11 protein-coding genes are annotated in these 12,078 nt (G+C 72.5%); 3 read left to right on the plus strand and 8 right to left on the minus strand.

What is annotated here, in order from left to right; all coding sequences use genetic code 11:
* Positions 1-3 precede the first annotated feature (3 nt).
* From C229_RS0121395 to C229_RS0121430, 8 genes are all read right to left on the minus strand, one after another.
* A complete protein-coding gene (locus tag C229_RS0121395) occupies positions 4-735 on the minus strand; it encodes a pseudouridine synthase (RefSeq protein ID WP_018657153.1) in 732 nt (243 codons plus the stop codon).
* A complete protein-coding gene (gene scpB / locus C229_RS0121400; protein ID WP_018657154.1) occupies positions 732-1,334 on the minus strand; it encodes an SMC-Scp complex subunit ScpB in 603 nt (200 codons plus the stop codon). The genes C229_RS0121395 and scpB overlap by 4 nt, the downstream gene beginning before the upstream one ends.
* Positions 1,331-2,179, minus strand: coding sequence for a segregation and condensation protein A (locus C229_RS0121405; RefSeq protein WP_018657155.1), 849 nt, complete (start codon positions 2,177-2,179; stop codon positions 1,331-1,333). The genes scpB and C229_RS0121405 overlap by 4 nt, the downstream gene beginning before the upstream one ends.
* A gap of 67 nt (positions 2,180-2,246) precedes the next feature.
* Entirely contained in the window at positions 2,247-3,116 is an 870-nt protein-coding gene (locus tag C229_RS0121410; protein WP_155884980.1) for a ParA family protein, read from the minus strand.
* A gap of 159 nt (positions 3,117-3,275) precedes the next feature.
* A complete protein-coding gene (locus C229_RS0121415) occupies positions 3,276-4,226 on the minus strand; it encodes a site-specific tyrosine recombinase XerD (protein WP_018657157.1) in 951 nt (316 codons plus the stop codon).
* Between the two features lie 107 nt (positions 4,227-4,333).
* Positions 4,334-4,975, minus strand: coding sequence for an NUDIX domain-containing protein (locus tag C229_RS0121420; protein WP_018657158.1), 642 nt, complete (start codon positions 4,973-4,975; stop codon positions 4,334-4,336).
* On the minus strand, positions 4,972-6,639 hold the full coding sequence (locus C229_RS0121425; RefSeq protein ID WP_026314023.1) for a CTP synthase: 1,668 nt from the start codon (positions 6,637-6,639) through the stop codon (positions 4,972-4,974). Before C229_RS0121425 ends, C229_RS0121420 begins: the two co-directional genes overlap by 4 nt.
* A gap of 172 nt (positions 6,640-6,811) precedes the next feature.
* On the minus strand, positions 6,812-8,488 hold the full coding sequence (locus tag C229_RS0121430) for a coiled-coil domain-containing protein (protein ID WP_155884969.1): 1,677 nt from the start codon (positions 8,486-8,488) through the stop codon (positions 6,812-6,814).
* Between the two features lie 201 nt (positions 8,489-8,689).
* On the opposite strand from C229_RS0121430, the gene pip reads away from it, so the two are divergent.
* The 3 genes from pip (at position 8,690) to ectB (ending at position 12,076) form a co-directional block, all read left to right on the plus strand.
* Positions 8,690-9,667 carry a prolyl aminopeptidase gene (gene pip, locus C229_RS0121435; protein ID WP_026314025.1) on the plus strand — a complete coding sequence of 326 codons (978 nt, stop codon included), beginning with the start codon at positions 8,690-8,692 and terminating at the stop codon, positions 9,665-9,667.
* 485 nt (positions 9,668-10,152) lie between these two features.
* Positions 10,153-10,677, plus strand: coding sequence for a diaminobutyrate acetyltransferase (ectA, locus tag C229_RS0121440; RefSeq protein WP_018657161.1), 525 nt, complete (start codon positions 10,153-10,155; stop codon positions 10,675-10,677).
* A 136-nt stretch (positions 10,678-10,813) separates the two neighbouring features.
* Positions 10,814-12,076: a diaminobutyrate--2-oxoglutarate transaminase gene (ectB, locus tag C229_RS0121445; protein ID WP_018657162.1), complete on the plus strand. Its 1,263-nt coding sequence runs from the start codon at positions 10,814-10,816 to the stop codon at positions 12,074-12,076.
* Positions 12,077-12,078: the final 2 nt, after the last annotated feature.

The following is a 12,078-nucleotide window of genomic DNA, read 5'->3' on the forward strand; positions in this document are numbered from 1 at the left end:
CTCCTACAGATCCACGGCCCTGTACAGCGCACCGATCTCGTGGACCGACAGCGTGCGCACCCCGCCCGGCTTGAGCTGGCCGAGCTTGAGCGGGCCGAACTCTACGCGGGCGAGCTGCTGGACGGGGAACCCGACCTCCTTCAGCAGCCGCCGCACGATGTGCTTGCGACCCTCGTGCAGGGTGATCTCCACGAGGATGCGGCGGCCCGCCTGGTCGAAGATGCGGAACTTGTCGGCCTTGGCCGGGCCGTCGTCCAGCATGACGCCCTTGCGCAGCCGGCGGCCCAGATCACGCGGGATCGGGCCGTGGATCTCGGCCAGGTAGGTCTTCTCCACGCCGAAGCTCGGATGCGTCAGCCGGTGCGCCAGCTCGCCGTCGTTGGTCAGCAGGATCAGCCCCTCGGTGTCGGTGTCCAGACGGCCGACGTGGAACAGCCGGTCCTCCACCTCCACGAAGTCTGCCAGCGACTTGCGGCCCCGCTCATCCGCCATCGTGCTGACCACGCCGCGCGGCTTGTTCACCATGTAGTAGCGCGAGTCGCTGCGCGACTCCACCCGCTGCCCGTCCACGTGGATGACCGCGCGCTCGGGGTCGACGCGCTCACCGAACCGGAAGACCTTCTTCCCGTCCACCGTGACGCGGCCCTCGCCGATCAGCTCCTCGCAGTGCCGGCGGCTGCCGATCCCGGCGTCCGCCAGCACCTTCTGCAGGCGCACGCCCTCGTTGTCGCTCACGTTTCCTCAATCAGATCGTCTGGAAGGTCGTCGGGGAGATAGGGGGCGAGGTCGGGCAGTTCGTCCAGGTCGCGCAGGCCCAGCCGCTCCAGGAAGTACCCGGTGGTGCGGTACAGGTGGGCCTGGCTCTCCGGGTCCTGCCCGGCGTCCTCGATGAGACCGCGCAGCGTCAGCGTCCGGATGACGCCGTCGCTGTTGACGCCGCGGATCGCCGACACCCGCGCCCGGCTGACCGGCTGCCGGTAGGCGATGACCGCGAGCGTCTCCAGCGCGGCCTGCGTCAGCCGCGCCTGCTGGCCGTCGGTGACGAACCTCTCCACCACCGGGGCGCACACGTCCCGGGTGTAGAAGCGCCAGCCGCCGGCGACCTCCCTCAGATCGAACCCGCGGCCCTGTTCGGTGTATTCCGCCGACAGGGCCCGCAGCACCGCCTCGATCTCCGGGACGGGCCGCTCCAGCAATTGTGCCAGGGTCAGCGTGGAGACCGGTTCGTCCACGACGAGCAGGATCGCCTCGGCGGACGCGCGCAGGCCGGGGCCGTCGTCGTCGGGCGCGTCCTCGGGCAGCGTCGTACCGGTGTCCGGGGTGGTGTCGGTCATGCCTCGGTGTCCTTCACGGGCTCCTTGGAGCCCTCGTAGTCGTCCGCGACCCGGACGTCGCCCTCGTCGGTGCCAGTCCAGGTGATGTGCAGTTCGCCCAGCGGCTCGGCCTGCTCGAACGTGACCGCCAGCTCCCGGTACAGCTCCAGCAGGGCCAGGAACCGGGCGACGACCTCGTAGGTGCCCTCGGCGTCGGCGACCAGCACGCCGAACGTCGTCTGCCGCAGCTCGCGCAGCCGCGCCACGACCAGCGCCGCCTGCTCCTTCACGCTGGCCTTGGGCTGGTACATGTGCTCGACCGACACGGCGGGCGGCGCCTTGGGCGTCAGCGCCCGCGCCGCCAGCCGCGCGAACTCGGCGGGGCCGAGGCCGAGCAGCACCTCCGGCAGCAGGTTCGCGAACCGGGGCTCCATCGGCACCATGCGCGGATACCGGCGGGACGCCTCGGCGATGCGCGCCGCGACGACCTGCGCGACCTCCTTGAACGCCCGGTACTGGAGCAGCCGGGCGAACAGCAGGTCGCGGGCCTCCAGCAGCGCCAGGTCGTCCTCGTCGTCGACCTCGCCGGACGGCAGCAGCCGCGCGGCCTTCAGGTCGAGCAGGGTGGCGGCGACGAGCAGGAAGTGCGTCGTCTGGTCGAGGTCCCAGTCGGCGCCGTGCGCCCGGATGTGGGCGATGAAGTCGTCGGTGACCTTGTGCAGCGAGACCTCGGTGATGTCCATCTTGTGCTTGGAGATCAGCCCGAGCAGCAGGTCGAACGGCCCCTCGAAGTTGGTGAGCCGGACGTGGAAGCCCTGATGCTCACCCTCCTCCGCCTCGCCCGGCGCCGCCGCTGTATCCGTCACACGCAGCACCGTAACGGACCCGCGCCCCTGGTCAGGTCCGGAACACGGACACCCGGGGGCCCGCGGGTCAGTCGTCCAGGAGCTTCCAGCGGCCCAGGACCTCGCGGGCCAGGCTGCGGTAGGCGTTGGCGCCCATCGAGTTGGGGTCGAAGTAGGTGATCGGCTCGCCCGCGACGGTCGCGTCCGGGAAGCGGACCGTCCGGTTGATCACGGTGTGGAAGACCTTGTCGCCGAACGCCTCGACGATGCGGCCCAGCACCTCGCGGGTGTGCAGGGTGCGCGAGTCGTACATGGTGCCGAGGACGCCGTCGATGACCAGGTCGGGGTTGATGCGCCCCTGCACCTTGTCGATCGTCTCCATCAGCAGCGCGACGCCGCGCATCGCGAAGTACTCGCACTCCAGCGGGATGAGCACGCCCTCGCTGGCGGCCAGCGCGTTCACCGTCAGCAGGCCGAGCGACGGCTGGCAGTCGATGAGGATGTAGTCGTAGTGCGGGATCGCGGACTTCAGCGCCCCGGCCAGGATGTACTCCCGGCCGACCTCGTGCACGAGCTGCACTTCCGCGCCGGACAGGTCGATGTTGGACGGCAGCAGGTCCATCCCGTCGACGCCGGTCTCGATGACGACGTCCTCCCACTCGGTGTCGCGTTCGAGGAGGAGGTTGTGGATCGTGACGTCGAGCTGGCGCGGGTCGCCCTTGCCGAGCCCCACCGACAGCGCGCCCTGCGGGTCGAAGTCGACCAGCAGCACCCGGCGCCCGTACTCGGCGAGCGCCGCACCCAGGTTGATCGTGGTCGTGGTCTTGCCGACCCCGCCCTTCTGGTTGCAGACCGAGACGATCCGCGCGGGGCCGTGTTCCGCCAGTTCCTCCGGTTCGGGGAAGACGGGCACGGGCCGCTTCGTCGGGCCGAGGGCACGACGCGGGTCGGTCTCTATCGTGGCGGCGGAGAGAACCCCCTCCGGAGCCTGTGTGCTGGTCACCAGATCCCTCCCGGTGGCCCGAGAATGTGCCATCCGAAGTGGCCGACTCTATGGCCTGCCAACCTTCCCCTCAACCCGACGCGCGACGTTGGGCGCGATTTGTCGGCGGGACGATCACCCGCGGGCACGGGGATGAGAGGTCCCGTACACCTCGCGGAGCACCTGGACGGTGACCAGCGTGTAGACCTGCGTGGTGGTCACCGAGGCGTGCCCGAGGAGTTCCTGGACGACGCGGACGTCGGCGCCGCCGTCGAGCAGGTGGGTGGCGAAGGAGTGACGCAGCGTGTGCGGGGACACGTCGTCGAGCCCGGCGCGGCCGGCGGCGGCGCGCAGCGCCATCCAGGCGCCCTGGCGGGACAACCGCCCGCCGCGCGCGTTGAGGAACAGCGCCGCGCCGCCGCGCCCGGGACGGGCCAGCTCGGGGCGGGCGCGGACGAGGTAGGCGTCCAGGGCGCGCCGCGCGTACCCGCCGACGGGCACGATGCGCTGCTTGCCGCCCTTGCCGCGGATGCGGGCGAAGCCCTCGGCGGCGTCCAGGTCGTCCACGTCCAGCCCGACCGCCTCGGAGATCCGCACGCCCGCGCCGTACAGCAGCTCCAGCAGCGCCCGGTCGCGCAGTCCGCGCGCGACGTCGCCGGGGGTGCCGCCGGACTCGGCGGGGACGGCGTCCAGCAGCCGCTCCACCGCGTCCAGCGAGATCGCCTTGGGCAGCCGGCGCGGCGGCGCGGGCGGCCGGACGGCGGCGGCCGGGTCGGCGGCGGCCAGGCCCTCGCGCACCGCGAACCGGTGCAGGCCCCGCACGGCGACGACGGCGCGGCCCGCCGACCCGGCCGACAGCGGCGGATGGTCGGCGTCGCCCTCGCGCAGGCCGCGCAGGAACGCGCGGACGTCGCCTTCGTCCACGTCGGCCAGGTCGGTGCGGCCCCGCGCCGCCAGCGCCGCCGTGTACCGGCGCAGGTCGCGCCGGTAGGAGCTGAGCGTGTTGGCCGCCAGGCCCCGCTCGACGGCGAGATGCCCGAGATAGGTGCTGACGGCCCCGTCGAGCGGCGTGCCCTCACCGTGCACGTCGCCGTGCGCGTCGACCGCGGGCGTGGACAGGGCGGCCCCCTTGCGAGACGGGACAGGTCGAGCCCATCATGCCCGCTCCGGCCGCCCCCGCGAGCCGATCCGGGTCACTCCTCCGGCGCGTCCGCCGGGCGCAGCACCGGGACGGCCCCGCAGAGGTGCGCGTGCGCGGCCAGGATGCCCTGCACGGTGAGCGCGTTGTGCAGGCGCCCGGCCAGCACGGCGCGGACCGCGTCCTCCAGCGGCACCCACGCCGACGTCATGTCGGCCTCCTCGTGCCGCCGCACGAAGTCGATCTCGGCGTCGGGCACGCGCGTCAGATCGCGGGCGAGGAACACGCGGGACCGCTCTTCGGCCATGCCGGGCGTCGGGTAGACGTCCACCAGCGTGTCCCAGCGGGCCGCCCGGTACCCGGCCTCCTCCAGCAGCTCGCGCTCGGCCAGCGCCCGCAGCGGCTCCCCCTCGACGTCGCGCAGCCCGGCGGGGATCTCCCACAGCCGCGCGCCGACCGCGTGCCGGTACTGCCACAGCAGCAGCACGCGCCCGCGCTCGTCCAGGACCAGGACGCCCACCGACCCGCGGTGCTCGACGATGTCGCGGCGGACCGCCTCGGTGCCGCCCTCCCCGTCGGGCATCACGACGTGGTCGCGGCGCACGTTGAAGATCACGCCGTCGAACAGCCGCTCGGTGGACGCCACCTCCCACTGCTCGGCGGCGTCGCGCGGCTCGCGGTTCTCGGGCGCCGTCACGTCGTGCCGCCGCGCGCCGCGCTGTAGTCGATCGCGGCCGAGACCAGCCCGGTGAACAGCGGATGCGGGCGGGTGGGACGCGACCGGAACTCCGGGTGCGCCTGCGTGCCGACGAAGAACGGGTGCTGGTCGCGGGGCAGCTCCACGTACTCGACCAGGCGGCCGTCCGGCGACAGCCCGCTGAACCACAGCCCGGCCTCACCGAGCCGGTCGCGGTAGGTGTTGTTCACCTCGTAGCGGTGCCGGTGCCGCTCGGACGCCTTCGCCTCGCCGTACAGCTCGCGGACGATGGAGCCCTCGGCCAGGTCGGCCGGGTACAGGCCGAGCCGCATCGTGCCGCCCATGTCGCGCTCACCGGCGACGACGTCGACCTGGTCGGCCATGGTGGCGATGACGGGATGGTCGGTGACCGGCTCGAACTCGGTGCTGCCCGCGTCCGCGATGCCGGCCAGCGACCGGGCCGCCTCGATCACCATGCACTGGAGGCCGAGGCAGATACCGAGCAGCGGGACGTGGTTCTCGCGGGCGTACCGGATCGCGCCGAGCTTGCCCTCGATGCCCCGCACCCCGAAACCGCCCGGGACGAGCAGGCCGTCGACGCCGTCCAGCTCGCGCTTGGCGCCCTCGGGCGTCTCGCACTCGTCGGACTTGACCCAGCGGATGTGGACCTTGGCGTCGTTGCCGAAACCGCCGTGGCGCAGCGCCTCGGTGACCGACAGGTAGGCGTCGGGCAGGTCGATGTACTTGCCGACCAGCGCGATCGTGACCTCGCGCGACGGGCGGTGGACGTGCTGGAGCAGCTCGTCCCAGGCGCCCCAGTCGACGTCGCGGAACGGCAGCCCGAGCCGCTGCACGACGTAGGCGTCCAGGCCCTCGGAGTGCAGCACCTTGGGGATGTCGTAGATGCTGGCGGCGTCCACGGCGGACACCACGGCCTCGCGGTCCACGTCGCACATCATGCTGATCTTGTGCTTGAGCCCGTCGGAGATGGGCCGGTCCGAGCGGCACACGATCGCGTCGGGCTGGATGCCGATGGAGCGCAGCGCCGCCACCGAGTGCTGCGTCGGCTTGGTCTTCAGCTCGCCGGACGGGCCGATGTAGGGCAGCAGCGAGACGTGCAGGAAGAAGCAGTTCTCCCGGCCGATCTCGTGCCGGATCTGCCGCACCGACTCCAGGAACGGCTGCGACTCGATGTCGCCGACGGTGCCGCCGACCTCGGTGATGACCACGTCCACGCCGGGCTCGGCCATGCCGCGGATGCGGTCCTTGATCTCGTTGGTGATGTGCGGGATGACCTGCACGGTGTCGCCCAGGTACTCGCCGCGCCGCTCCTTGGCGATCACGTTGGAGTAGACCTGGCCGGTGGTGACGTTGGCCGACCCGTGCAGCTCGGTGTCGAGGAACCGCTCGTAGTGCCCGATGTCCAGGTCGGTCTCGGCGCCGTCGTCGGTGACGAAGACCTCGCCGTGCTGGAACGGGTTCATCGTGCCGGGGTCGACGTTGAGGTAGGGGTCGAGCTTCTGCATGGTGACGCGCAGGCCGCGCAGGGTGAGAAGCCGCCCGAGGCTGGACGCCGTCAGTCCCTTGCCGAGGCTGGAGGCGACACCGCCGGTGACGAAGAGATGCTTGGTAGTGCGAGAACTACCAGTGGCTGCCGAAGGCAAGAAGACACTCCCGTGGTCGTTGCTGGGCGGACGGTACCGCACTGCCCACGGGCCACCAGAATAACAGCCGGACCCCACCACCGCGTCCGCGACGTGCGCGTTCGGCCGCGCGGAGCCCGGATGGGCCGCCGCCCCGCGCGTGTCGCGCGGCGGCCGGCGGCGGAAACGACGGTCAGCCGCGCGGCACCGCGGTCGGCATGATCGTGCGGAGCTGGCGGGTCAGCTCGTCGATGAGCGAACGGGCCTGGTCGGCGGCCTGGCGGGCCGCGTCGCGCTCCTGGGACAGCTCCGCGATGGCGGCGCGCTGCTCGGTGACGGCCTGGGCGAGCTGGTCGACCCACTGGTCGCGCTCGGCGAGCTTCTCGGCGACGGCGTCGCGTTCGGCAGCGAGCTGCCGCAGCCCCGCGACGGCCTTCTCCTTCTCGCGGGTCTCCTTGTCGGCCCGGCCGCGCGCGATCGTCAGCTCGGACTCGGCGCGGGTCTGCGCCTGGACGGCGGCCTCGCGGGCGCGTTCGGAGGTGTCGCGGGCCTGCGTGACGCCCTCCAGGCCGCGTTCGGCCTTCTTGGCGGCCTCCAGCGACTGCGCGGCGGTGTCCAGCGCCTGCTGGCGCTCGGCCTCGGCCTCGGCGGCGCGGCGTTCCAGGTCGGCGGCGCGGCGGTCGGCGTCCTGCGCGCGGCGCTCGGCGTCGCCCGCGCGGGCGTCGGCGCCCTTGGCGCGCAGGTCGGACTCCTGGGCGCGGCGCTCGACGTCCTTGGCGCGGGCCTCGGCGGCCGACAGGCGCACCCGCGCGTCGTCCAGGTCCTTGGCGGTGCCGGCGACGGCGTGCTGGAGGTTCTGCGCGGTCATCTCGGCGTCCGCGAGCTTGGCGCGCAGCGCGGCGACGTCCGCGTGGGCCTTCTCCAGCGCCCGCGACAGCTCGGCGGTCTGTTCAGCGATGCGGTCGCGCTCGGCCTCGGCGGCGCGGCGGGCGGCGACGGCCTCCTCGACGGCGCGCAGCGCGTCGTCGCGGGCCTCGCTCATCGCGTCGCGCTGGGAGATGGCCTGACGGGCGGTGGCCTCGGTCTCGGCGACGCGGCGTTCGGCGGCCTCGACCTTGGCGGTGGCCTGTTCGAGCTGGGCGCGGGCCTGCTGGGCCTGGTTCCAGGCGGCGGCGGCGTCGCGCTGGGCGTTGTCCTTCTCGCCCTGGAGCGCGGCGATCTGGGCGACGGCCTCGGCCTGCACCTCACCGACGCGGCGCTCGACGTCGGCGAACTTGCGCTCGGAGTCGACGGCGCGGCGGTCGGCCTGCTCGGCCTGGCCCCGGGCGCGCTGCACCTCGCCCCACGCGGCGGCGGCGTCGCGCTGGGCGGACTCCTTCTCGGCCTGCACGGCGGCGACCTGCGCGGCCGTCTCGTTCTGCGCCTCGGTCATGCGGCGCTCGGCGTCCAGGGCGCGGCGGTCGGCCTGCTCGGCCTGGCCGCGCGCCCGCTGCACCTCGCCCCACGCGGCGGCGGCGTCGCGCTGCGCCGACTCCTTCTCGGCCTGCACGGACGCGAGCTGCGCGGCGGTCTCGCTCTGGGCCTCGCTGACCTTGCGCTCACCGGCGGCCAGCGCGTCACCGATGAGGTCGGCCATCTGGCGCAGCCGCTCGACCAGGTCCCAGGAGGGGACCTCCAGCGCCTCGGGCGCGGGGTCGGAGGCGGGGCGCGGCGCGGGCAGCGGCGGGCGCGCGCCCGGCGGCACCCCGGGCGGGGCGGGCATGGGTGCGGCCCCGCGCTCGGCGGGGGGTTCGGGGGGACGCCCCATCGGCCAGGGCGAAGAGGTGTCCGGCACACCCCGCGAGTTGCCCGATCCGTTCAGCTCGCTCACGACTCTCCTCGCCCGTTCGCTGCACGCCTCGCCTGGCGGCTCGTCGTTCGGCTCACGCAAGGCACTCTAGTGCCGACCAGCGGAACGTTTGCCCAGTTTGGGGTTGAGTTTCGTGATCCGCGCGGTCGGTGAGGCCGTTCCGGACGCCGCGCGCCCCCCGCAACGGGAGCGCCTCCAGTGAGAGAATCACAGCTCATGGAGCTGCGCACCCTTTATCCGCCGATCGAACCGCTGGAATCGGGACTCCTCGCCGTCGGTGACGGCGACGAGATCTACTGGGAGGTGTGCGGAAACCCACGCGGGCTGCCCGTCGTGATGCTGCACGGCGGTCCCGGCGGGGGCTGCACGCCCGAGCACCGGCGCCAGTTCGATCCCGAGCGGTACCGGATCGTCCTGCTCGACCAGCGCAACTGCGGCCGCAGCCGCCCGCACGCGTCCGACCCGGCGGTGTCGCTGGAGGCCAACACCACCTGGAACCTCGTGGCCGACCTGGAGCTGCTGCGCGAGCACCTGGGCGTCGATCGGTGGCTGGTTTTCGGCGGGTCGTGGGGCAGCGCGCTGTCGCTGGCCTACGCGCAGACGCATCCCGAGCGCGTCGCCGCGCTCGTGCTGCGCGGGATCTTCACGCTGCGCCCGTTCGAGCTGTACTGGTTCTACCAGGAGGGCGCCTCGCTGCTGTTCCCCGACCTGTGGGAGCGGTATCTGGCGCCGATCCCCGAGGACGAGCACGACGACCTCATCGCCGCCTACGCCGCCCGCGTCCACTCCCCCGACGCGGCGGTGCGCGTCCCGGCGGCGCGGGCGTGGTCGCGCTGGGAGGCGAGCACGCTGACGCTGCGGCCCGACCCGGCGATGGTGGCGCCCTTCGACGACGACGACCGCGCGGTCGCGTTCGCCCGGATCGAGAACCACTACTTCGTCCACGAGGGATTCTTCGCCGAGGACCAGTTGCTGCGCGACGTGGACCGCATCCGGCACATCCCGGCCGTGATCGTGCAGGGCCGCTACGACGTGTGCACGCCGCCCGCGACGGCGTGGGATCTGCACCGGGCGTGGCCGGAGGCCGAATTCCATCTCGTGGACGACGCGGGGCACGCGTTCAGCGAGCCGGGCACGCTGGACCGTCTCGTCACCGCCACCGACCGTTTCGCGGATCGGCCGGAACTGTGGGCGGGCTGACCGTCGCGGAGTGAGGGATGAAGGCCGCGGGGCACCGCGGCCCTTCACTTTTCCGCCGCGCGGGCCGCATACTCGGCCCTGGGGCGGATCACCGGCGCCGGGCTCCGGTGCGGCCCGGCGAAACACTCCTGTAACGGGAGGCACACGTCCCACCTGGGGTGATGATCGGTGACGCAGAGCACGGGCGCGAAGATGACGATCAGATGACGTGATTCACCTCACAGAAATGAGACATAAAATTTCCGGTCGAATCCCGTGCATCCCCTAAAGTTGCCGCCGAACAACCGCTACTCGCCAGTAGCACTGCATCGGTGCCCATCCTGCGCAGACATGGCCGACACGCCAGGGATTCGGACCCCGCGCCGCACGGGGGGATTCCGGAAAAATGCAAGCGAACGTTCATACCCCGACCCGCCAACTGCCAAACATACGCGCGATAACAATCTATAACGGCACCGGTCGAACGTTCGCTACGTTTGCTGAATATGTCAGCGCAACCCCTGGAAACGACGACGCCCCGGCGGGAGCACCTGCTGCGGGAACCGACGCTCGCGGACGGGCCGCACCTGTGGCGCATGGCCCGTGACACCCGCGTCCTGGACGTGAACTCCCCCTACAGCTACACGCTGTGGTGCCGGGACTTCGCGGCGACCTCCGTGGTCGCCGAGGACGACGGTTCCCCCTGTGGCTTCATCACCGGCTACGTCCGCCCGGACGCGCCCGACACCTTCTTCGTCTGGCAGGTCGCCGTCGACCGGGACCAGCGCGGCCGCGGCCTCGCCCGCGCCATGCTCGACGAGCTGGCCGCCCGGCTGTCCGCGCGCGGCCACCGCCACCTGGAGGCCACCGTCACGCCGGACAACACCGCGTCCACCGCGATGTTCGCGTCCTTCGCCCGTGACCACGGCGCCGAGCTGACCCGCACGCCGCTGTTCGAGGCCGAGCACTTCCCCGGCGGGCACGAGCCCGAGGTGCTGTTCCGCATCGGCCCGCTGCCCTCCGGCGGCTGAGCGCCCGCCGCCGCGCGCTCCGCACCGCCGTCCGTCCGGCGCGGCACCGCCGCCCGCCCGACCCGCCCGAACGGCCCGGCCCGGCCGCCGCCCACCCCCGATCATCCACTCGCCCGTTCTGCCCGGAGGCACACTCATGGACGTCTTCAACCACCTGGAATCCGAAGTGCGCGGCTACTGCCGTAGCTGGCCGACCGTGTTCACCACCGCGCGGGGCAGCCACATCACCGACGAGCACGGCAAGACCTACCTGGACTTCTTCGCCGGTGCCGGCACCCTCAACTACGGGCACAACAACCCCGAGCTGAAACGACGCCTGATCGACTACCTCACCGGCGACTCGATCGTGCACAGCCTCGACATGTACACCGCGGCCAAGCGCACCTTCCTGGAGCGGTTCGAGGAGGTCGTGCTGAAGCCGCGCGGCCTGGACTACAAGGTGCAGTTCCCCGGCCCGGCGGGCAACCACTCGGTCGAGGCGGCGCTCAAGCTCGCCCGCAAGTACACCGGCCGCGAGACCGTCGTCAGCTTCACCAACGCCTTCCACGGCATGACGCTCGGCGCGCTGGCCGTCACCGGCAACTCGATGAAGCGCACCGGCGCGGGCGTGCCGCTCGGCCACGGCGTCGCGATGCCCTACGACAACTACCTCGACGGCCGCACCCCCGACTTCCTGCTGTTCGACACGATGCTCGACGACAGCGGCAGCGGCCTGGACAAGCCCGCCGCCGTCATCGTGGAGACCGTGCAGGGCGAGGGCGGCATCAACGCCGCGACCGCCGACTGGCTGCGCGGCCTGGCCGACCTGTGCCGCCGCCACGAGATCCTGCTGATCGTCGACGACGTGCAGATGGGCTGCGGCCGGACCGGCGCCTTCTTCAGCTTCGAAGAGGCCGGGATCACCCCCGACATCGTGTGCCTGTCCAAGTCGCTGAGCGGCTACGGCCTGCCGTTCGCCGTCACGCTGATGCGCCGCGACCTGGACGTGTGGGAGCCCGGCGAGCACAACGGCACGTTCCGCGGCTTCAACCCCGCGTTCGTCACCGCCACCGGCGCCCTGGAGGAGTACTGGACGGGCGAGGGCCTGGAGAAGCAGACCCTCGCCAAGGGCGAGCTGGTCGAGCGCGGCCTGAACGACATCGCGCTCGCGCACGCCGGCGCGGTCGACGCCGTGCGCGGCCGGGGCCTGGCCTGGGGCCTGGTCATGCGCGACGCCGCGCTCGCCCCGCAGGTCTGCAACGAGGCGTTCCAGCGCGGCCTGCTGATGGAGACCTCCGGCCCCGAGGGCGAGGTCGTCAAGCTGCTGCCGCCGCTCACGACGACCGACGAGGAACTGGGCCGGGGCCTGGAGATCATCGCCGAGTCCATCGCCGCCGTCCGCGACCGCGTCGCCGTGTGAGA

The organism is Actinomadura flavalba DSM 45200, assembly GCF_000374305.1.
Lineage (GTDB): Bacteria > Actinomycetota > Actinomycetes > Streptosporangiales > Streptosporangiaceae > Spirillospora > Spirillospora flavalba.

Bases quoted from the DNA above. Each gene is read 5' to 3' on its own strand.
- scpB (WP_018657154.1), bottom strand. From the start codon at position 1,334: ATGACCGACACCACCCCGGACACCGGTACGACGCTGCCCGAGGACGCG.
- ectA (WP_018657161.1), top strand. From the start codon at position 10,153: ATGTCAGCGCAACCCCTGGAAACGACGACGCCCCGGCGGGAGCACCTG.
- ectB (WP_018657162.1), top strand. From the start codon at position 10,814: ATGGACGTCTTCAACCACCTGGAATCCGAAGTGCGCGGCTACTGCCGT.